Origin of the sequence: Clostridium homopropionicum DSM 5847 (assembly GCF_001263795.1) — a bacterium.
Lineage (GTDB): Bacteria > Bacillota > Clostridia > Clostridiales > Clostridiaceae > Clostridium_H > Clostridium_H homopropionicum.
Window position 1 is genome coordinate 120,022 of sequence record NZ_LHUR01000010.1, and the last position, 20,850, is coordinate 140,871.

Genomic DNA, 20,850 nt, shown 5'->3' on the forward strand with positions numbered 1-20,850 from the left:
TTTGTTGCTACTTTATTCATTTCTTTCCATTAATCTCTTCAGCAAATATTCTAGCTAAATATTTTGCTGATGCTTTTGCTTCATCTAGAGTATTAACATGGGAACCTACCTCTATTAAAACAGAATTTTTCGTTGAGTCTTGATTGAAATATTTTCTTCCATAATTATAATAGAATGTCCCTTTATTAAAGCTTGAATTTTTTTTATCTCCAGGGTACAGTTTATTTGATATATCTCTAATTTTTTCTACAAGCTTGCTATTTTCATTAAAGTTCGGACTTTTCTTAGCCATAACAAACATAAACCTTGCAACATTTTCTCCATTGATGGTAGTTGTAACTGCCTCTTTATTTTCTATAGAATCTCTATGCATGTCAATAACAAGTTTAAAGTCTTTGGTTTCTTTTAAATATTTATCTAATGTAACTCTAGATCTTTCATAACTTTTATCATATGTATCCAGATCATGAATTGTAGTATCATGAATGGTTGAAATTCCGTATTTCTCAAGTTCCTTTTTTAGTTCTTCGCCTACAGCCGTTATATTTTTGTCTTTGTCCACAATATTCGTTCCATATGGTTTATAGCTTTCGCAAGTATGTGTATGATAAATAAGAACCTCCGGCTTTTTTGACATTTCTTTTTTTAATTCTGGATTAAATGCCGTTACCGAACTCATATCTACTGAATTGCTTGTCTTATTTTCCTCTTCTAATACTTGGTCATCTTTAAGAACAAACCTATCAAATTGATGTTCACCATAATCAATATTAAAATTATTATTTTCATTTATATAAGGGGATAAAGTAGAAATTTCTCTCCCAATGATATTTAATGTATTCTCTCTTAGTATATTATTTAATAAATTATTGCCCACATTAAGTTCATTGCTATCCCCTATACTTTCATTATTTTTTATTGGAAGACTTAATTCTAAAATCCCCTTATAAAATTTATCCTTTATATTTATATTATCATAAAAAAGTTTTGCTCCATTTAGTGCAAATATAATAACTATTACTGAAATACATAATAAAATTATTAGTATTTTACTTTTCTCATTTTTCTGATAGTGCATAATTATCCCTCCCTTGTTTGTAAATATATATGAGAGGTTATTAAAACTATATTACTAATTTATATATTTATTTATATCTTCAAGCCCTAAAGCTGGTTGAAGTGCTATATTTATTCCATTAGCAACGATCTTTGATACAACATCTATAACTAAATCAATTTCTTTTGGAGTTACAATCATATTTCCTAGTTGTGGATATAAAACTTCATTTATTAGATTTTGTTTTTCTTCTCTGTCTAAATTCTTTAGCATAGTATAGAATTCAGACCCCTTTGTGGATTTATTAATTAGCTCATCTAAGGCAATATCAATAGCATCGTTGGCTAAGGTAGATGCATGGACTACTGTAGGAACTCCTATTGCAATTACAGGTATTCCCAGACTTTTTTCGCTTATTTCCATCCTTCTATTTCCTATTCCTGAGCCTGGTGATATACCTGTATTCCCTACTTGTATAGTTTTATTTACTCTTTCAGCTTTTCTTGAGGCAAGAGCATCTATACATATAATTAGATTAGGTCGTATTTTATCTGCTAAAGACTTTATTATTTCTCCAGTTTCAATTCCGGTTAAACCTAAAACTCCTGGAGATATTGCACAAACAGGTCTTATATTTTCATCAATCTTATCTGGAACTAATTCTTTTAGGTGTCTTGTAATCATAAGCCTAGAAACTACTTTTGGTCCTAAAGCATCTGGAGTTACGTTCCAATTTCCAAGACCTACTACTAAAGCTGTCATACTTTTATCTAATTTTACTACTTCTGAAAGACTTTTTGAAAATACTTTACTTACATCATCCATTACATCCTTGTCATGCATAAAGGTTTCTGGCATCTCTAAGGTTATGTATTTTCCTATAGGTTTACCCATATTTCTTTCCCCAATTTCATCTAAGATATTCACATCTGTAATTTTTACTCCACTTTCAAAGTATTCATTTATCTTTATTCCCTGCATTTCTTCTTTATTTTGTTCATCATATAATTCCTTTGCTTCTACTGCTAAATCTGTTCTGATGTTTCTCATGAATACACTTCCTTTCAAAATTCATTAATGCTTATACTATAAAACTATTTTTACCTAGTTTTGTTTTATAATTCATCAACTAAAATTTAATATATTAAATTTTAGAAATTTTCTACTTGAAGTGCCTAGTAAATAATGCTATAATATCATTTGTTGAGTAAGGCAATTCAAATATGAATTCCCCAAAGCTGCTTAACCCTACTAAAATAGCAAGGGGGTGAAAATGAGATGGCAAACATAAAATCAGCTAAGAAGAGAATTAAAGTTATTGAAACAAAAACTCTTAGAAATAAAATAATTAAATCAGCATTAAAAACAAAGATAAAGAAATTTGAAGCTGCTATCGCTAATAATGACGTAGTTGAGGCAAAAGTTGCTTATACTACAGTAGTTAAAGCTTTAGATATGGCAACATCAAAAGGTATCTTACATAAGAACAAGGCTTCAAGAAAAAAATCAAGACTAGCTGCAAAATTAAATGGTTTAAGCGCTTAATTAAATAAACCGGTGATAACACCGGTTTTTATTTATATTTTTATTGTTGTACTTTTAAGTATTAAAAGCTCCATTTCTAATTTAGAATCAACTGACTTACTTTTTAAAATCCTTTCAGTTTCCAAGGATGCTTCTACATTTTGTTTCAATTGATTTAATGTGAACTTACTGCTTTGCTGCATCATCTTTTCGCAAATAAATGGATTCAGCTTTAATTCGCTTGATAACTGTTCTTTACTTTTCCCGGTTTCTATACCAAGCTTAATTATGAAGAGCAATTTAAACTGTCTTTGTATCATTCTGAGTATTGATGTTTCAATTTCCCCTTTAAATATAAGCTCATTTAAAATATCTAAAGATTTCTGAGGCTTTCTTTGAGATATAAAATCTACTAAGTTAAATATGTCATTATCATTTTTCTTAGTAATAATATCTAATATATCTTTTCCAGTTATTTCTCTATCTATTGTATAACAATACAATTTTTCCAATTCGTTTTCTATTATATCCAAATTATTTTCAACATTATTACAAAGTATAGCTAAATCGGATTTGTTTATATCTTTACCCTTATCCTTTAAAATATCAGTTACCTTTTTGCTTAGACTATTTCCCTTGAGCTTTGACATCTTTATTGCTAATACTGCTTTTTCTAATTTTCTAACTTTATTACTTTCTTTTTCCCTGTCGTTTTCAAAAATATAATACATTATTAATATACATTCTGATGGTATGTTATTAATATACTGCATTATTTCCTTTGAAGAGCTTTCTAATGCTTTATCTACTTTATCTCTTAAAAAATTTGCTCTATAAATTACTACAGCTTTTTTTTCACTCATAAAAGGTAGTGTCTCACAGGCATTTCTTACATTATCAATGTTTGCATTTAAACCATCAATTTCAGAATAGTTAAAGTCTAAAAAATCTTTATTGACAAATTTAGCTACTATTTTATTTATATAATTTTTTATGCTGTGTTCGTCACTGCCACAAAAAATATAACAGTTACTCATACGATTTTTACTTAATTGTTCTTCTAGATATAAGACATCCTTCAAAATAAATTCCCTCTCTTTTTATAGTCTGTATTATTTATTATAACACTTTGAAGACTATTATTATATAAGTGATTATCAAAGGGAAATATTTTAGGTTTTCATAGCCTCTTTTAATAAATATAAATGTAAGAAATATTATTAACATATATATTCCATGAAAAAAATTATATTTTACTACATTAGGAGAAAGTATTTTCAATAATTTAGTAGCTCCATCAATTGATGTTAAAATAGAATATAATAAATATGAATTAATATTAAATAAAAAATCTACCTTATATAAAATCATACCTAAATTTCCCAGTAGTATAATCATTGAATATATAGGTAATAAAATTAAATTTGCAGGTAGAAAAAATAAACTAACATTATTTAAAGTACACATTACATACGGCATCGAGAATACTTGGGCACTTAAGGTTATACTTACCGAATCATTTATTTTTTTAGGTAATTTATAAAAAATTTTTTGAAGCTTTTTATTGAATAGTATAATTCCAAGGGTTGCAAGAAAAGATAAATTGAAGCCTAAATCTAAAATATAATAAGGCTTAACTAGTATTAATACTAAACCTGCAAAGCAAAGAGCAGATAGACTATCATAATTTCTGTATACAATTTTAGAACCCTTTAGTATCACTATCATTATAAATGCACGAATAGTTGCTGCTTCTGCCCCAGTAAAAATAGCATATAAAAATGTCATAATTATCGAAGTACTTGTTCCTAAAAACATTTCTAAAAACTTATACACAACTGCAATATGAAAACCTGATACACTTATAATATGTGATAGTCCTAAAGAATTATATTCGTTCTTCTGATCATAGGATAAATATCTAGTATCTCCAAAACAAATTGCCATAATTACTGCTGTTTTCTTTTCATCTAGTATTTTATTATATTTTTTATAAAGCTTTTCCCTAAACTCGTAAAGTCTTTGAATAAAATCCATATTTAGCTCTGCATAATTTTCACCAATATATTGCCCAATTGTACCTTTTAAATAATCTTTCTGCCTATTAAATTTACCTTCTAATTCTACCCTCGATCCACTGTTCAAGCTATTATTATTTATATAAACTTGAAGCTTTCTCCCTTTATATTCTCCTAAATAATACCCTCTTTTTTTCTCAATAATTCTTACTTCAGCTTTATTTCCTAAATTTACATTATAATACAACGATAAACTAACACTTCCAAGAATAAAAAAGCTCACAAGTATTATAAATTTCTTTTTATTTTCATTAAAATAAAATACTCCTAAAAAAATACCAACAAGCAATGTACACAATAGGTAATTATACTGAAAAACCACTAAAACAAGAGCCCCTATATATGTTGAAATAAAATAATATACTAAAGGTCTTTCCACCGCATTTCTCCTTTAAAATTAGTAAATAAAAAATACACTTTAGCATATGATTATAGCCACATATGTCAAAGTGTATTCAATATCAATTTCTTAATATTTCTTATCTAGTTCTTTAGTAAAAGCTACTATTATAATCTGTATTATTATCATAGGTATTATTAATTTTAAATCCCATATTATATTTGATAAATTTATCTGGTTATTCATATATATTAGAGCAAAAAATCCTGAAAATACAATAAAATTAATTATCAGAAAAATTGTAGACATTTTACTCTTTAAAAGCTTCTTTATCTCTACAAAATACATAGAAAATATTATAGGGCTAAGACTAATTAAAATAGAAGCATTCATTTCTCCTAAGGCTGTATTTTTATTGATACCAAAGTATAAAGCTACTACCATCTCTATAATTACAGCTGCAATGTAAATAATCATACCTGTGGTATATTTTCCTAAAATATTCTTATCTATTTCTAACTTTTCATTTCTGTTGCCAATAATGTTATTATGTTCTGAAAATATTAATAATGAACTGAAGGCTAATATTATAAAATTAGTTAAAATAATTACATCTGATTTTATAGAATTATGACTCAAAGTATTAGCAAGAATAATAAACATCATCTCTATTATAGCAATTACTAAATTAAAAGTAATAATATGTTTTATACTAAGAACTGCTTTTCGGCCCTCATTCATTAAATTTAAAATTTTATTTAATCCTTTTTCATTTACATAAATATCGCTCAATTTTTTTGCCATGTTAGTACATTCTGTGCCAACAGCAATACCTAAATCCGCCATTTTAAAACTAGGTAAGTCAGTAAATCTATCACCAGTAACTATTGTTTTATAACCTAACCTTTTAAAACTTTCTACAATTTTTAATTTATTTTGTGAGGATATTCTAGAGTAGACTCCTACCCTTTCAACATATTTTTCTATTTCATCCTCCTCCATATTATCAAGCTCTACACCAGAAAGCACCAAATCATTTTTATTTAGCACTTTAATTCTTTCCCCAAGAACAGTAGCAACTATTTTATTATCTTCGGTAATTATAACTGGCTTTATAGCTAGAGCTTTACAATATCTAATGTATCCTTGAATGTTTTCATGAATTGGATTATAAAAGCCTATAAGTCCTACAAAAACAAGATTACTTTCAATGTTTTCATTTACACTAGGTTCATAACTAAAATTCCTGTATGCAAAAGCTATAGCATGTAGATAGTTCATTGAAAGCTTCAAATCTGCATTTTTAATTTCCTCAATATCTTTTAAAGAAATTTCTACCTCTATGCCATTTCTCATTACATGAGTACATCTTTCAAGCAGCTTATCTACTGATCCTACTATACTGGCTCTATATTTATCATCAATTTTATTCAAAGTAGTTCTTATTCTCTTATCTACATCATATGGTATTTGAAATACTCTTGGCTGTTCTAGATCTACTGCCTTCTTGTTAATACCTAAATCCATACCTTGTTTTATTATTGCCTTTTCAATAAGAGTTCCTTTAGAAAATTCATCTTCACTATTAATTTTTGCGTCATTGCAAGCAAGTCCAATTTTAATAATTCTATCAATGTTGTCCATATTTTCTTCTATATCAATAGAGTTTACTTCAAACAGCTTGCCATTTGTAAAAAAATTGTTTACATACATTTTTTCTTCAGTTAGAAAGCCTATCTTATCAAAAATCATTACGTCTATATCAGATAATAACTTCATAGTAGATAATCCTTCAAGCTGTATTCCTTCGTTGTGCTTAACCTTATTTATTATAAAGGAAATAAATCCAACAGATAACAAAATCTCAAGAGGGACGATTATAAAATAACTTAAAGATATTAACTTTAAGGTAGCTTGTATGCTATCTTTAACAGAATAACTGTAAGCAGAAAATAAAACCGCCCATAAGATAAAAAGCCTTGTTAGGGAATTTGCTATTTTGCTAATGCTTTCTTCTAAAACATTTACTGTTAAATTATCTTCAAGCAAGCTCTTAGTAATCATACCAATTTCAGTGTTATCTCCTACATTGATTACAATTCCTTTAGCATCACCTTCAATTATAAATGATGACTTGAATACAATATTTTTCATTTCACTTAAAGATATTTCTCTGTCTTCTATTTTAGTTTCATATTTATCAATTATCTCTTTGTCACCAGTAATAGCAGATTCCTTTACCTTTAAACAATTACATTCAATTAGTCTTATATCTGCTGGAACAATGTCCCCCTTTTCTAAATAAACTATATCTCCTACAACAATTTCATCAGTATTTAAAGTACTAGTTCTTTTGTTTCTTACAACTACAGCCTTTTTCGGAGTTATGCTTCTCAATTGATTTAGCTTTTCTTCTTTCCTATATTCCTTAAATGCATACAAAATTGAACAAAATATAATAATACTAAGTATTATTATAGAAATATTCAATTCTTTAAAGTAAAATAACCCGAGGCAAATTATAATTCCTACAATAGAATAAAATTTTAATAATTGTTTTATAAATATTCTGATAAAACCTTTATTATTTACTTCAATGGTTTTATTATCTCCAAAATCTTTTCTTCGTTGTTCTACCATTTCATCTGAAAGACCATAAATTACATCACTATTTAATTCTTTTATAACCTCATTCCAGCTGAGATTGTAAAAAGTCTTCATAATTTATACCTCATTCTCTAAGTACTTTAAAATTCTAAAAATATAATCGAAAAATTCAACAAATACTTTAATAAATCCTATATCAGATGTATATAAAAAGCGAGCCTAAGTCTCTCTTTTAGGCTCACTTCATATATCCTATTTATTTTTAAAATAATTAGATAAGAAATATTTTTTTTCTCCGTTATCATCTTCAATTAAATACATAACAACATTGTTAACTGATGGTTTTATTTCATATTGAGCTGGAACCTTTACACTTAGCAAATCATACTCTTTTCCTTTTGTCAAATTAACTTTTACTCCTAATTCTTCTTGAGTATTATTCCAAAATATGACTTTTTTAATAGGCTTAATATTTTCTATTGTTTGTTCCATCTTTATTACTCCTTCTCATTAATTATTAAATGTTCATATAGTTAGCATAGATAGTATTATACCATTTTTGTATTATTAATTCAAAATATAATATCATCTTACCTGTATTTTATCTCTAATCTTTTCCAAGGTTTTAGGACCAATTCTATCAATATTTGTTAATTCTTCTATAGATTTAAAACCTCCTTCACTTTCCCTGTAATCAATAATCTTTTGTGCTGTTACATCTCCGATGCCTGGAATACTATTCAATTCTTCCTTTGAAGCAGTATTTATATTTATCTTTCCTCCATCAGCTTTAGTATTTTCATTCCTTCTACTAATTGAATTATTTATACCTATGTTTTTTTCTTCATTTTTATTATATATGATTATACAATCCTCGTCCTTCAGCTTCATTGAGCTATTAACGCTCATTACATCAGCTTCATCTGTAAAGCCTCCAGCTTTCTTTATCAAATCATTTACCCTACTATTATAGTCCATTATATATACATTAGGGTTTTTTACTTCCCCTTTTATTTCAACTATAATTTTTTTAAATTCATCTGAATTACTGTTTTCAGAATTACTATCATCTAATTTTCCAGAGACTTGAGCTGCTCTATTGTCCTTATATTGAATTTTATTCTCTAATAAAATCTCTTCTTCATTTGTTGATTTAGGTTGTGATAAAATATATCCTACTATTAAAAAGATACTACATCCTATTAGCATTACCATGGAGCCAATAATTTTATCTCTTTTATCCATCGTATTCCCTCCTGGAAAAGTTAAATTTCTATTTGTCAATTAATTATTACCATTTATTCGAAAAACATAACTAAACTTTAACTTTTATTCTCTTTACGCTTTGATATAATAAATATTTTCTGATATACTATTGCTATTAATAATAGGAGGTTGACAATGCGTAAAATAGTGACTTTTATAATTATTTTTACTATTACTCTAGGAATTTTCTCCGAAATTGCTTTTGCTCAAAATTCAGTAAATAATATTTCTGCAGATGGTGTTATACTTATGGATTACACTACTGGTGAAATAATTTACTCAAAAAATATAGATACTCCATACCCCCCAGCATCAACTACTAAGACTATGACTGCCCTATTAACACTTGAAAAATGCAAGTTAGATGATGAAGTTGTGGTTGGTAAAAAACCTCCTTTTGTAGATGGAAGTAAAATATATCTTTATGAAGGAGAAAAGTTAACCGTAAAAGATTTATTATATGCTCTTCTTCTTCAATCAGCTAATGACGCAGCAGAAGCTTTAGCAGAACATATTTCCGGATCTACTGATGAATTTGTTAAATTAATGAACAGCCGTGCTAAAGAATTAGGAGCTTTAAACACAAATTTTGTGAATCCTCATGGATTGTATGATGAAAATCATAGAACAACTGCGCGAGATTTAGCATTAATTTTAAGAGAGCTTTCTAAACACCCAGAATATAAAGAAATAGCTACAACTAATATGTATTATATAAAACCAACAAATAAAAGCGACAAAGAGCGTCCTATATGGAATAAAAATAGATTAGTTCAAAAAAATTCCAAAAATTACTATGAAGGCTGTGAGGGAGGCAAAACAGGATATACCGTTCAATCGAAACATTCTTACGTAGCTGTTGCCTCAAAAAATGGTCAAAAATTAATTGCAGTACTTCTTCATGATTCAAAATATACTTATTGGACAGATGTTAAAGTTCTATTTGATTATGGATTTAACAATTTCACTTTGAATCATTTATATTTAAAGGGTGATTTAGTAGGTAATTATTCAGTGAAATCTGGAGTAGAAATACCTTTGCTGGCAGCAGAAGATTTTTATTATATTAAAGAAAAAAAATCAACCTCCATTCCTAAAGTAGATATTGAAAATAAAGATTTAAGCAAAACCTCTTTTCAAAGAGGGGATAACATACTAAATGGAAATGTAATGTTGGATGGTAAAAAAATTGGAGTTATTAAACTAGCCAGCGGTGAAAAATATTCAGCCATGAATTTTATACCTACTTTATCTAAAAATTCCGATGGTAAGCAAAGTTCAATCGGGAAGACTTTTTTATACATATTTTCATTTGCAGCTTTCTCAGTTGTTTTATTGAGGATTAGAAAACTTAGATTGCGAAAAAACTTCAAAAATAGGCACTAAAGTAATTTAACTTTAGTGCCTATTTTTAAATTTTATTTTTTAAGTTTATCTATTAAATCTCTCATATCCTTTGGGATATTACTCTCAAGTTTAATAATTTTATCAGTAGTAGGATGAGGAAATTCTAGTCTGTAAGCGTGAAGCGCTTGTCTTGTTATATACTCCTTTTCTTCTTGACCATATAAGGCATCACCATATATCGGATGTCCAATACTGCTTAAGTGTACTCTAATTTGGTGGGTTCTTCCCGTAAGTAAAGTCAGTTTAACTAGATCAGCTTCCTTAAAACTTTCCACTACTTCATATTTAGTAATACTCCTCTGCCCTCTTTCATCAATTATTCTTTTAATTGTTCCCTCTCCTACTCTATATATAGGTTTATCAATAATTCCATTTTCCTCTTTTATATTTTCATGAACAATAGCTAGATAACTTTTAACGAATTCATCTTTAACCATATCCCTAGATAAAGACATGTGACTATATGAATTTTTAGCAACTAATATTAAACCTGAAGTATCCATATCTAATCTATTTACTAATCTTACTATATTATTTGAACCCTTTTCTTGAAAATAATATAACAGTCCATTAGCAAGGGTTCCATTTAAATGTCTTTTAGTTGGATGTACAACCATACCATTTGGTTTGTCTACAACTATAATATCTTCATCTTCATATATTATATTTAAATCAATTTTTTCTGGAATAATATCTTGATGCTCTTCCCTATTTATTTTAATATCAATAATGTCTCCAGCTTTTAATACATAAGATAAAGTAAGCTTTTGATGATTTACTCTAATTCTATCTTCCTTTACTGCTTTAGTTACAAATCTGCTAGACAACTGAGCTGTTATTTTTAAATATTCCTTTAGCTTAAATCCATTCTCTTTTTCACTTACTATAAATCTTAGGGTGTTATCTTTATTACTCAATTGCAGCAACTACCTCAATTTCTACCAATGCATCCTTTGGAAGTTTAGCTGCTTGAAAGCAGGATCTAGCTGGTTGTTCATTAGTGAAATACTTTCCATATATCTCATTTACCTTTTGAAAATCATTCATATCATTAAGCAAAATAGTTGTTTTGACAACATTTTCAAGGGTTGTCCCTGCCTCCTCCAATATAGCTTTAATATTCTCCATTACTCTTTCAGTTGCCATAGCTATATCATCATTAACAAGCTCTCCAGTGGCTGGATTAATTGGTATTTGTCCAGAGGTAAATAATAAATTCCCTATTATAACTCCTTGTGAATAAGGTCCTATTGCAGCTGGTGCATTTTTTGTATATACTATTTGCTTTCTCATATCTCATCCTCCTATGAATTACTGTATATTAATTTTAATATTAATGGCTAAAATACTCCAGTTTTATTACGAATTTTATCCATTATTTTTTTGTTATAATCTTCATCATAAATAAAATATGATATACCTTTAATGAATTTATCGTGTCCTTTTAGTGTCACCATTTCAATCTTTGATGCTTTTACAAAGCTAAATCCATATTTTATTATTTCATCAGGAGTCATATTTGTTTCACTATATTTAGGTAAAGTCATTAAGATACCTGGGATCTTCGGAATAATCCAAGGGCTTTTTACTTTATCTATAACTTCTGAAATGAAATAATGTTGGTTTTCTATCCTCCCTATATCTCCTTCTAATAAGCCTGTTCCATTGTTATTTTTTCTCCATCTAAAAAATTCTTCTGCTTTTTCTCCATCTAAATGGACAATTTCACCCTTTTTAAAATGTATATGTAAATCTTGTTCAAAGTCATCATAGTCCATATCATTATTTATTTTTACATCAACCCCTCCGATAGAATCTATGATTTTTCTGAAACCTTCATAATTTACTTTACCATAATAATTTATTTTAATGTCCAAAAGCTTTTCCACAGCTTCTATTGAGGAGCTGACTCCTCCTACTGCATGAGCAGCATTAATCTTAGCATTTTTCCCATTTATTTTTATTAAGGTATCTCTAGGTATGGATATGACTTGAACTTCTTTTGTTTCTGCATTATAATGCATCAACATCATAGTGTCTGTCCTCTTAGGGTCTTTTTCGCTTTTAGATCCAGGAGTTCCTATATCTACTCCTAAAGCTAAAATATTTATACTCTGACTATTGTCACTTTCTTCTGCTTCAACACTATTTCTAACAGAATTATAATCATTTAATTCTGTATTTTTACTTAACTTAGAAAGTCCTTGGTAGAAATAAACTGAAGCTGCTATTACTAATAGTAAAAGTATTATGAAAACCTTTATTATAACCCTAAAAGCTCTTCTTAATGTCATATTATACCCACCTATCTATTACTAAGTATATAATTCCTAGCCTCTATAGTGTTTTTATGTAAAAGCTGACCTTTTTTTATTATGTACTTTATAGTGTTATCAAAACTCATAAGTAAGGCTTTGTCTATATTTCCAGAATACACAAATTTTCTAACAGCTTCTAATTCTTGAAAGTTTCTTAGAGGCTCAATATAATCTGCTATGTATATTATCTTTTCTAAAATGCTCATATTTTTTCTTCCAATAGTATGGTATTCTATAGCATTTAAAATCTCCTTATCCTCTATTCCCATAACATTTTTTGCTACGTAGGCACCAACTGGTCCATGTAAAGTTTGTGGTATCATAAATGATTCGTCATTAGTATTATAACCAGATTTTTTCATAATATTTATCATTTCATTACTACTCATATTTTTAGCACAATCATGAATAAGCCCTGCTATCCTTGCCTTATTAGAATCACAATGGTATATTTCAGCTAACTTTATTGCGGTATCCATTACACTAAGACTATGCTGCAATCTTGAATTTTTAAGATTTTTCTTTAAATATTCTATCATTCTACCTTCATCCCACATTTTTATCCCCCCATTAAATTACTACTTATATAGCTTCATTTCATTCAAAATATATTCTACTTTTTTAGGAACTAAGTAACTAATTTCCTTGGACTCTTTTATTTTATTTCTTATTTCTGTTGAAGATATATCAATTACAGGTATATCTAAATAAATTATTGAAGTTCCATATTCCTTTTCGATATTATTCTTTTGTTCAATCACCTTTTTCTTAAAGTAACCGCTTCTATTAAACACTACAAATTTGCATGATTTAAAAATCCTGTCTATATTTTTCCAGGTCCTAATGTCCATTAGACAATCTGTTCCAGTAATAAAGTACCATTCAGTATCAGGTTCTAAAGCTTTATAATATTCTAATGTTTCATAAGTATAGCTTAATCCTAACTTCTCAATTTCATAGCTACTTATAGTAAACTTATTCTCCTTATCTATTGCAGCCTTCACTAATTCAATCCTAATTTTAGGGTCTGTTATAATCTTATTAGTTTTATGAGGGGGTTTCCCTGAAGGCATAAATATAATCATATCTAATTTTAATCTATATAATGCCTCATAGGCTATGTGCAAGTGTCCGTTATGTATAGGGTCAAAAGTACCTCCAAATATTCCCTTCCTTTTAATCATAAAGCACCTATCCTTATAAATAATTTTAAAACAATATTCTATTCCATGAAAAGTATATCATAAAAAAATAAAAATAAAAGGCATTTTATTTGCCCTCTATTTTTTCTCACTTACATTTATAAAGTCTAAGTCATCATTACCGGACTCAATTTCTATTTTAACATCTACAAATAAATCTGTTTTTTCAATGACATTACTAATTTGTTCTTTAGGATATTTTCTTTCAAATTCTTCTGTTATATCAAAAATGTCGATACCTTTTTCTTTATATTCTTCAAATATATGATAGCAGGCTTTCTTTATATTATCTTGTGCTACCTCTTTTATTTCATTTAAACTCTGCTTGGTAATATCAAGCCCTTCTTGAACTTCTGCAATAGCTGTTTTTACCTTTATATTTTTATTTACTATCAATCTTCCATTTTCTAATCTTAATTTTGTATCGGTTTTGGATTTTAATATTTCCAAGGTAATAAACTCATTAGGAAAGTTCGGATTAGTAACTTCAAGGGTTCCTGACTTTACATTATTTAATAAAAAGTTAAAACCTTTCCCCATTTCTCTAGGTATCTCTGATACCATCTTGTCATTTTTTACAACAGCAGAACCATTTATTATAATTTTTTTATCTCCACCTACATCCTGTTTTACTTCAATTATAGGAATTATATTTGCTTTATCTCCTACAAGTCTTTGATTCAAATACTCGTTTATGGTTATGTGTGTTGCTCTAGAAGATGCTCCTACATTATCTAATAGTCTCTTTAAAAAATCACCTATATATTTATTTTCTTTTATTTCTACATTTGTTAGATTTTCAATTTCTCCTTTGTAAATACAAATATATTGTCTATTAAGAAATTCTTGGTCTCTGTGATAGAAATCAATAAATTTATCTATCCCAACTTCTGCAGCTTTAGTTGTAAAAATAAGTGCTTTATTTTGTGTTACGTTGAATTTAAAACTAGTTCCTAAATTAATATTTCTAAGTGCTTCGAAGTTAGTTTTGCCTCTTCCTCGAAAAATAAGTCTTTGACCGGTTTCAGTTCCTTCTACAGCCTTAAAGGCTTCAATGTATATTATAGGCTGTTTTTCTTCATTTACATCTACAATTACAGCAGTGGCAAAAAGCAATTTATTTATATCTCTGTAGTTAAAACAGCTTGTAAAAATTAACATGCATATAACTAGATATAAAATACCTATGATTTTCTTCATTTTATATCATCCTCATTAAATAAGTTATCAGATATTTCGTCTAAATCTTCTCTTTGTATTAAATCTCTATACTTTAAAGTTTCAATTGAACCTAGTGGATATAAATAAGGATACCCACAGCTTTGTATTGAAGATAGATGAGCAACGAATATAAAAAAGCCTAGATAAAATCCTGGCAATCCAAGTACTGATGAAAAAATAATAATAACTATATTCCAAACAGAAATGGCTCTATATAAAGTTGGAACTAGAAAAGTTGCAATAGACGAAACTGAAACAATTACTATTGTGGCTCTTGACGCTAAACCAGCTCCTACTGCTGCATCCCCTAATATAAGTGCTCCTACAATACTCATTGTTTGCCCTGTAGGCTCCGGTAATCTTACACCCGCCTCTCTGAGCAGTTGAAAGAAAAATATCATTAAGATTACTTCTATTACGGTAGGAAATGGAACCCCAGCTCTAGAAATAGATAATCTAAAAACAAAAAGTGGAGGTATAAGGGAAAAGTGATAGGTTGTTATTGCAATATAAATTCCTGGAAGAAATACGGCTAAAAAAAATGCTATCCACCTTTGAATTCTAATAATATTTGCAAAATATTTATTTGAATAATAATCCTCAGATGCCATTAAAGCTTCCACAAAGAATGAAGGTGCTACTATAACTTCAGGAGTTCCTTCTACTAATATAAGAATTCTCCCTTCAAATAATTTTGATGCTGCTGTATCAGGTCTTTCTGTAAAACCTATAGAATCAAATAGAGTATTTTTTTCTTTTAACAATTCCTCTATAGCATTTGTACCCAGCAAAAAATCATTGTCTATACTAACAATTTTATCTTTAATACTTTTTACGAAACTATCTTTGGCTACTCCTTTTATATATGCTATTGCAACAGTTGTATTAGATTCTTTTCCTAAAACTAAGCTTTCAAAAACTAAATTTTCATTTTTAACTCTTTTTCTTATTAAACCAATACTATCTACTATTATTTCATTAAATGCTTCATGAGGTCCTTTTATTGTTTTCTCTCGTTTTGCATCACTAATATCCCTTTTAGGATAACTTTTAGCTTCACAAAATATCATAGAATTCCAAAAATCAAAGAGAATTATCACATCTCCAGATAATATATGATTTAGTGCCTCTTCTTTTGTATTCACATCTCCAACTATATTAGCATATAATACTTCTGTTTTTACATATTCTATGTTAGTATATATCTTATTTTCAGTTAAAGGAGAAACTATATATTCACTTATAAATTTACTATTACTTAAATTATCTATAAATATAATATAAATTGTCCCTAGGGCACTATTAACTTCTCTAATCTTAGTATCAAAACTCTTTTCTAATTTTTCTTTAAAATAGTTAATATAATTATCACTCATATAAATCACCATTTATAGTGTCTGTAACTTTTAGAATATTATTCTCTATCTTTGTTGATAATATTATTATTAGGAAAATTTATCTTCAAATAGCTAAAGTTAACTAGGGAGGATATATGGGAAAGTTAAACGCTAGACAATTTATTTTTATTATACTTGGAACTTCAATAGTATCTTTTAAAACATATCCTAATATCGTAATAAAATATGGCAAAAACGATTCTTGGATTGCTGCTATTATAGCTTCAATTTTTATTATTATATTATTTACTTATATGCTCAGGATAAGTTTAAAAACTAACAAATTTAATTTATATGAAATATATACTAATTCTTGTGGAGATATTGTAGGAAACATTCTTTATGTACTACTGATTTTAACTTTTCTCCTAACCTTAGTAGAAAGTTCTTCTGTGGAATCTAATTCAATGCATCAGAATATGCTGCTAGAGACCCCAGCATGGTTTATTCTAATTTTTTTTATAATTGCCGCAGCTTATTCAGTAAATAAGGGATTGCGACCTTTAGTTATCATTACAATTATAGGAATATTTTTTGTAATGCTAGCTGGTACAAATCTCAGCATTTTAACAGCTAATTATAAAAAAAATAAGTATCTATACCCAATCCTAGCAAATGGATTTAATAAAGACTTATTTATTGCTAGCATAAAATCCCTAGGATTTTACGCTAGCATCGGATTAACTTTACCTTATCTAAATGAAATAAAAAATAAAAAAGACTTATTAACAACTTCTTTAGTAGCTCTAATCATCATAATACAGATGGAAGTATATTCAACTATAGGAGTAATAACTACTTTTGGTTATGAAAGAGCTTTAACAATATATTATCCAAAATTGCTTCAGACTCAAATGGTTAGCCACCTTGATTTTTTAGAAAGTGGAGAATTATTTGTAATGCTCCAAATAATAGGAGGATGGTTTTTAAAATATTGTCTGACTTTTTATGGATTATTAAAGCTATTAGAGTCCTTTGGGAACAAATCAAATATGAAAGCAATTATAATAATCTCTATATTGGTTTTTATTTTTTCCTTTTTTACATCTAAAAATGGATTTTTACTTTTATCTTTTCTAACATATTATAATTATATTTCATTGATAAATTTATTAATTATTCCAGCGATTGTTTTCACAATTCATGGTATTAAAAAATGAAGGTAGCTTTATACCTTCATTTTTATGGCAATTCTATTTTAGATTTGTTTTTAGATCTTTTATAAAGTACAAATATGCTTCCAATGGCCTGAACACCTTCGCAGCCTATTTCTTCACATATAATGTCCGATGCTTCTCTCGCTGTAATTCCGCTATTATTTAATACTTTTAGCTTAATAAGTTCTCTTGCCTCCAAGGCATCTATTACTTGCTTTAGAAACGGATCATCTATTCCATTCTTACCTACATGAAATATTGGCTCAAGTGTATTAGCCAATCCTCTTAAATAGCTTCTTTGTTTACTACTTATCATATTTTTCCTCCTATAATAAGAACTCAAATTCAAAATCATTAAGCCTTACAATATCCCCATCTTGAATTCCAAGTCCAATAAGTTCATCCATTATACCCTTATTTTTTAATACCTTGTGGAAATATCTTAAAGAATCAGGATCATTAACATTTACGCTAGCAAGAAGTCTGTCTACAAAGCTTCCTGTAATTGTATATATTCCTTCCTCAACAGAAATTTCATAAGTAAATTTCTTTTCTTCTTCTATAAACAATTCTTCTGGGGCTATTTCCAATTCTTTTTCAGGTATAGTACTTAATACTCTAGCTGCTTCCTTGATTAGTTCATCTACCCCTTCTCTAGTAGCAGCTGAGATTCTAAATACACTATCATATCCCATTTTATTTACTGCATCCTTAAATTTATCAAATACCTCCTCTTCATACAACATATCGCTTTTATTTGCTACTACAATTTGAGGTCTTTGACTTAATTTTTCACTATAATTTTTTAACTCTTCATTTATCTTAATAAAATCTTCTATAGGATTCCTTCCTTCTACCCCAGATATATCTACTACATGAATCAAAAGCCTAGTTCTTTCAATGTGTCTTAAGAAGTCAAAACCAAGTCCTACACCCTCAGAGGCACCTTCAATTAATCCTGGTATATCTGCCATAACAAAGGATGGAGCTCCTTCAATCTTTACTACTCCTAAATTAGGTTTTAAAGTTGTAAAATGATAGTTTGCTATCTTAGGCTTAGCTTTACTTACCATGGACAATAAAGTTGACTTGCCTACATTGGGAAAACCAATTAAACCTACATCAGCTATGAGTTTAATTTCAAGCAATACGGATCTTTCTTCCCCAGGCATACCTGGTTCTGCAAAGCTTGGCGCTTGCCTTGTAGGTGTAGCAAAGTGATAATTTCCTTTTCCACCTTTTCCACCCTTAGCTACTATATAACTATCTCCATCCTTTGATAAATCCTTCATAATTTTATTAGTTTCTGCATCTCTTATAATGGTTCCCATTGGAACCTTTATATATAAGTCTTCTCCCTTTTTACCAAAGCATTTAGAACCTGATCCATCCTCTCCATTAGCGGCTACATATTTTTTTCTGTATGTAAAATCTAAAAGAGTATTTAAATTTCTATCTGCTTGAATTATTACACTCCCACCATTTCCCCCATCTCCTCCATCTGGTCCACCTAGAGGAGCATATTTTTCTCTTCTAAAGGCAATAGCTCCGTTACCTCCATTGCCTGACTTTACATATATCTTTGCTAAATCTATAAACATGAAATCACCTAACCTTATCTAAATTTATAAATTAATATTAGTATTTAATTGAAAGTTAATCTATATGCTTTTTTTTCATTATTAAAATACTTATGAATAATTATATCTCCTAATTCTGCTTGAATTTCTTCCCAATCCTCCATCCAGTCAAGCTCATTTACACAAGCTTCGCTATTACATATCAATAAACTTTCACCTAATTCATCTTGAAAAAGATATATATAAACAAATTTAAATTTGCTGTTTTCCATCTCTTTAAATATAGTATTTACTATATTGCTTTTTTTATGGTATTCATTTAAAAACATCTCCTTAGAGAGAGATTCTATTTCCAAATCTACTTCTACAAGAAATCCTTTTTTCCATAAATTCTTTATCTCTATTTCCAACGAAAATGCTAAGCTTTTATCTCCTAAAGCATATAATTTACTTATATTTTGATTTTCACCAGCAATTTTTTCAATGTATTTTAAAGCTTCATCCTTCTTATCTATTTGTAAATATCCATAGATTACTTGTACATTATTCATAAAATCATGTCTTTGCTCTCGAAGCATATCTATAAAATTATGAAGTTCTTCCATATTAATCCCCCATCAACGAATTTTAAAAAAGCACCCTTATGGGTGCCTTTTACTATTCTGCTACTTTTTCTAATTCTACTGGATAAACACTTGCTTGTTTTTTATCTCTTCCTACTCTTTCGTATTTAACTACGCCGTCAATTTTAGCGAAAAGAGTATCATCTCCACCTCTACCAACATTATTACCTGGGTGGATTTTAGTTCCTCTTTGTCTTACTAAGATATTTCCTGCAAGAACAAATTGTCCGTCTCCACATTTTGTTCCAAGTCTCTTAGATTCAGAGTCTCTACCGTTCTTTGAACTACCTACTCCTTTTTTATGAGCAAATAATTGAAGGTTTATTAGTAACATAAACTACACCTCCTCTACTTTCACATTTATATAATCACCGTAAGATATCTGGATGTTTTCAAGTCCAAGCAACATAGTCTTGAGTAAAACCTGACATTTATCAATTTCATCCATGGATTTCTCTTCTAAACTTAAACTTAAAAAACCATCTTCAATACAATATTTTGCTTCTACTTTTAAAACTTCTAAAATGCCAATTAAAGTGGTTTGTGATACCATAGAAATAGCACTGCATATGATATCTCTATTAAAATCATCAAACCCTGAATGCCCTTCTATTTTAAAAGCAATTAGTCTTTCATCTTTTCTTTTAAAAATAACATTAGTCATAATTAAGCTTCAATCTTTTCGATTTGTAACTTTGTATAAGGTTGTCTGTGTCCATTTTTCTTTCTTGAATCTTTCTTTGGCTTGTATTTAAACACGATTACTTTTTTAGCTTTACCTTGTTTAAGTACTTTAGCAACAACCTTAGCTCCTTCAACAACTGGAGCTCCTATAAGTAATTCACCATTCTTATTTACAGCCATTACTTCTGTTAATTCAACATTTGAATCAACTTCAGCGTTTAACTTTTCAACAAAAACAACGTCTCCTTCTTGAACTTTGTATTGTTTTCCACCAGTTTGAATTATAGCGTACATTAAAACACCTCCTTTTAGAGTCTCGCCGCCATCGGTACACAAAATTTGTGATTTAAAACCTTATGCGTGCGGTTACAAATGCCATTTTATCATAT

General features: G+C 28.4%; 23 protein-coding genes and 1 other annotated feature. Of the genes, 3 read left to right on the forward strand and 20 right to left on the reverse strand.

Going from position 1 to position 20,850, the window contains the following annotated elements; genetic code table 11:
* Positions 1 to 16: 16 nt before the first annotated feature.
* On the reverse strand, positions 17 to 1,078 hold the full coding sequence (locus CLHOM_RS01850) for a stage II sporulation protein P (RefSeq protein ID WP_052219980.1): 1,062 nt from the start codon (positions 1,076 to 1,078) through the stop codon (positions 17 to 19).
* Between the two features lie 54 nt (positions 1,079 to 1,132).
* Entirely contained in the window at positions 1,133 to 2,107 is a 975-nt protein-coding gene (gene gpr, locus CLHOM_RS01855) for a GPR endopeptidase (RefSeq protein WP_052219981.1), read from the reverse strand.
* 228 nt (positions 2,108 to 2,335) lie between these two features.
* On the opposite strand from gpr, the gene rpsT reads away from it, so the two are divergent.
* A complete protein-coding gene (rpsT, locus tag CLHOM_RS01860) occupies positions 2,336 to 2,602 on the forward strand; it encodes a 30S ribosomal protein S20 (RefSeq protein ID WP_052219982.1) in 267 nt (88 codons plus the stop codon).
* Between the two features lie 32 nt (positions 2,603 to 2,634).
* On the opposite strand, the gene holA is transcribed toward rpsT, so the two are convergent.
* The 5 genes from holA to CLHOM_RS01885 form a co-directional block, all read right to left on the reverse strand.
* Complete coding sequence (holA, locus tag CLHOM_RS01865) at positions 2,635 to 3,663, reverse strand: DNA polymerase III subunit delta (protein ID WP_074782843.1); 1,029 nt, start codon at positions 3,661 to 3,663, stop codon at positions 2,635 to 2,637.
* Between the two features lie 37 nt (positions 3,664 to 3,700).
* Entirely contained in the window at positions 3,701 to 5,038 is a 1,338-nt protein-coding gene (locus CLHOM_RS01870) for a ComEC/Rec2 family competence protein (RefSeq protein ID WP_052219983.1), read from the reverse strand.
* 90 nt (positions 5,039 to 5,128) lie between these two features.
* A complete protein-coding gene (locus tag CLHOM_RS01875) occupies positions 5,129 to 7,720 on the reverse strand; it encodes an HAD-IC family P-type ATPase (RefSeq protein ID WP_052219984.1) in 2,592 nt (863 codons plus the stop codon).
* 138 nt (positions 7,721 to 7,858) lie between these two features.
* Positions 7,859 to 8,098: a hypothetical protein gene (locus CLHOM_RS01880; protein WP_052219985.1), complete on the reverse strand. Its 240-nt coding sequence runs from the start codon at positions 8,096 to 8,098 to the stop codon at positions 7,859 to 7,861.
* Between the two features lie 93 nt (positions 8,099 to 8,191).
* Positions 8,192 to 8,851, reverse strand: coding sequence for a helix-hairpin-helix domain-containing protein (locus tag CLHOM_RS01885; RefSeq protein ID WP_052219986.1), 660 nt, complete (start codon positions 8,849 to 8,851; stop codon positions 8,192 to 8,194).
* A 156-nt stretch (positions 8,852 to 9,007) separates the two neighbouring features.
* Here CLHOM_RS01885 and CLHOM_RS01890 point away from each other — a divergent pair, with 156 nt between their 5' ends.
* On the forward strand, positions 9,008 to 10,258 hold the full coding sequence (locus CLHOM_RS01890) for a D-alanyl-D-alanine carboxypeptidase family protein (protein ID WP_052219987.1): 1,251 nt from the start codon (positions 9,008 to 9,010) through the stop codon (positions 10,256 to 10,258).
* Between the two features lie 32 nt (positions 10,259 to 10,290).
* On the opposite strand, the gene CLHOM_RS01895 is transcribed toward CLHOM_RS01890, so the two are convergent.
* From CLHOM_RS01895 to CLHOM_RS01925, 7 genes are all read right to left on the reverse strand, one after another.
* Entirely contained in the window at positions 10,291 to 11,196 is a 906-nt protein-coding gene (locus CLHOM_RS01895) for an RluA family pseudouridine synthase (RefSeq protein WP_052219988.1), read from the reverse strand.
* Positions 11,189 to 11,572, reverse strand: a complete 384-nt coding sequence (locus CLHOM_RS01900) for a RidA family protein (RefSeq protein WP_052219989.1) — start codon at positions 11,570 to 11,572, stop codon at positions 11,189 to 11,191. Before CLHOM_RS01900 ends, CLHOM_RS01895 begins: the two co-directional genes overlap by 8 nt.
* 47 nt (positions 11,573 to 11,619) lie before the next feature.
* Positions 11,620 to 12,573 carry an LCP family protein gene (locus CLHOM_RS01905; protein ID WP_052219990.1) on the reverse strand — a complete coding sequence of 318 codons (954 nt, stop codon included), beginning with the start codon at positions 12,571 to 12,573 and terminating at the stop codon, positions 11,620 to 11,622.
* An 11-nt stretch (positions 12,574 to 12,584) separates the two neighbouring features.
* Positions 12,585 to 13,154: a bis(5'-nucleosyl)-tetraphosphatase (symmetrical) YqeK gene (yqeK, locus tag CLHOM_RS01910; protein WP_052219991.1), complete on the reverse strand. Its 570-nt coding sequence runs from the start codon at positions 13,152 to 13,154 to the stop codon at positions 12,585 to 12,587.
* Positions 13,155 to 13,175: 21 nt separating this feature from the next.
* Entirely contained in the window at positions 13,176 to 13,778 is a 603-nt protein-coding gene (gene nadD, locus CLHOM_RS01915; RefSeq protein WP_423230622.1) for a nicotinate-nucleotide adenylyltransferase, read from the reverse strand.
* A 99-nt stretch (positions 13,779 to 13,877) separates the two neighbouring features.
* The gene (locus CLHOM_RS01920) at positions 13,878 to 14,999 is read right to left on the reverse strand and encodes a Ger(x)C family spore germination protein (protein WP_052219993.1); all 1,122 of its coding nucleotides are present in this window, start codon (positions 14,997 to 14,999) and stop codon (positions 13,878 to 13,880) included.
* Complete coding sequence (locus CLHOM_RS01925; RefSeq protein WP_052219994.1) at positions 14,996 to 16,396, reverse strand: spore germination protein; 1,401 nt, start codon at positions 16,394 to 16,396, stop codon at positions 14,996 to 14,998. Before CLHOM_RS01925 ends, CLHOM_RS01920 begins: the two co-directional genes overlap by 4 nt.
* Before the next feature lie 116 nt (positions 16,397 to 16,512).
* Here CLHOM_RS01925 and CLHOM_RS01930 point away from each other — a divergent pair, with 116 nt between their 5' ends.
* A complete protein-coding gene (locus CLHOM_RS01930) occupies positions 16,513 to 17,577 on the forward strand; it encodes a GerAB/ArcD/ProY family transporter (RefSeq protein WP_052219995.1) in 1,065 nt (354 codons plus the stop codon).
* 22 nt (positions 17,578 to 17,599) lie between these two features.
* Here CLHOM_RS01930 and yhbY read toward each other — a convergent pair whose 3' ends face one another.
* Genes yhbY through rplU form a run of 6 tightly spaced genes read right to left on the reverse strand, consistent with a single transcriptional unit; the run spans position 17,600 to position 20,755 of the window.
* Entirely contained in the window at positions 17,600 to 17,890 is a 291-nt protein-coding gene (gene yhbY, locus CLHOM_RS01935; protein ID WP_052219996.1) for a ribosome assembly RNA-binding protein YhbY, read from the reverse strand.
* Positions 17,891 to 17,900: 10 nt separating this feature from the next.
* Positions 17,901 to 19,175, reverse strand: coding sequence for a GTPase ObgE (gene obgE, locus CLHOM_RS01940; RefSeq protein ID WP_052219997.1), 1,275 nt, complete (start codon positions 19,173 to 19,175; stop codon positions 17,901 to 17,903).
* Between the two features lie 44 nt (positions 19,176 to 19,219).
* Positions 19,220 to 19,759, reverse strand: a complete 540-nt coding sequence (locus CLHOM_RS01945; protein ID WP_052219998.1) for a Spo0B domain-containing protein — start codon at positions 19,757 to 19,759, stop codon at positions 19,220 to 19,222.
* A gap of 52 nt (positions 19,760 to 19,811) precedes the next feature.
* Complete coding sequence (gene rpmA, locus CLHOM_RS01950; RefSeq protein ID WP_052219999.1) at positions 19,812 to 20,111, reverse strand: 50S ribosomal protein L27; 300 nt, start codon at positions 20,109 to 20,111, stop codon at positions 19,812 to 19,814.
* 3 nt (positions 20,112 to 20,114) lie between these two features.
* Positions 20,115 to 20,441 (reverse strand): ribosomal-processing cysteine protease Prp, encoded by a 327-nt coding sequence (locus tag CLHOM_RS01955; protein WP_052220000.1) that lies wholly within the window; start codon positions 20,439 to 20,441, stop codon positions 20,115 to 20,117.
* 2 nt (positions 20,442 to 20,443) lie between these two features.
* Complete coding sequence (gene rplU / locus CLHOM_RS01960) at positions 20,444 to 20,755, reverse strand: 50S ribosomal protein L21 (RefSeq protein ID WP_052220001.1); 312 nt, start codon at positions 20,753 to 20,755, stop codon at positions 20,444 to 20,446.
* A gap of 12 nt (positions 20,756 to 20,767) precedes the next feature.
* Positions 20,768 to 20,839: a sequence feature (ribosomal protein L21 leader region), on the reverse strand.
* Between the last annotated feature and the right edge of the window lie 11 nt (positions 20,840 to 20,850).

Coding starts and splice junctions, on each gene's coding strand:
- CLHOM_RS01890 (WP_052219987.1), top strand. CDS start 9,008: ATGCGTAAAATAGTGACTTTTATAATTATTTTTACTATTACTCTAGGA.
- gpr (WP_052219981.1), bottom strand. CDS start 2,107: ATGAGAAACATCAGAACAGATTTAGCAGTAGAAGCAAAGGAATTATAT.
- CLHOM_RS01885 (WP_052219986.1), bottom strand. CDS start 8,851: ATGGATAAAAGAGATAAAATTATTGGCTCCATGGTAATGCTAATAGGA.
- CLHOM_RS01930 (WP_052219995.1), top strand. CDS start 16,513: ATGGGAAAGTTAAACGCTAGACAATTTATTTTTATTATACTTGGAACT.
- CLHOM_RS01905 (WP_052219990.1), bottom strand. CDS start 12,573: ATGACATTAAGAAGAGCTTTTAGGGTTATAATAAAGGTTTTCATAATA.
- CLHOM_RS01955 (WP_052220000.1), bottom strand. CDS start 20,441: ATGACTAATGTTATTTTTAAAAGAAAAGATGAAAGACTAATTGCTTTT.
- CLHOM_RS01880 (WP_052219985.1), bottom strand. CDS start 8,098: ATGGAACAAACAATAGAAAATATTAAGCCTATTAAAAAAGTCATATTT.
- CLHOM_RS01945 (WP_052219998.1), bottom strand. CDS start 19,759: ATGGAAGAACTTCATAATTTTATAGATATGCTTCGAGAGCAAAGACAT.
- CLHOM_RS01850 (WP_052219980.1), bottom strand. CDS start 1,078: ATGCACTATCAGAAAAATGAGAAAAGTAAAATACTAATAATTTTATTA.
- CLHOM_RS01875 (WP_052219984.1), bottom strand. CDS start 7,720: ATGAAGACTTTTTACAATCTCAGCTGGAATGAGGTTATAAAAGAATTA.
- rpsT (WP_052219982.1), top strand. CDS start 2,336: ATGGCAAACATAAAATCAGCTAAGAAGAGAATTAAAGTTATTGAAACA.
- CLHOM_RS01920 (WP_052219993.1), bottom strand. CDS start 14,999: ATGAAGAAAATCATAGGTATTTTATATCTAGTTATATGCATGTTAATT.
- rpmA (WP_052219999.1), bottom strand. CDS start 20,111: ATGTTACTAATAAACCTTCAATTATTTGCTCATAAAAAAGGAGTAGGT.
- obgE (WP_052219997.1), bottom strand. CDS start 19,175: ATGTTTATAGATTTAGCAAAGATATATGTAAAGTCAGGCAATGGAGGT.
- CLHOM_RS01925 (WP_052219994.1), bottom strand. CDS start 16,396: ATGAGTGATAATTATATTAACTATTTTAAAGAAAAATTAGAAAAGAGT.
- yhbY (WP_052219996.1), bottom strand. CDS start 17,890: ATGATAAGTAGTAAACAAAGAAGCTATTTAAGAGGATTGGCTAATACA.
- CLHOM_RS01900 (WP_052219989.1), bottom strand. CDS start 11,572: ATGAGAAAGCAAATAGTATATACAAAAAATGCACCAGCTGCAATAGGA.
- rplU (WP_052220001.1), bottom strand. CDS start 20,755: ATGTACGCTATAATTCAAACTGGTGGAAAACAATACAAAGTTCAAGAA.
- yqeK (WP_052219991.1), bottom strand. CDS start 13,154: ATGTGGGATGAAGGTAGAATGATAGAATATTTAAAGAAAAATCTTAAA.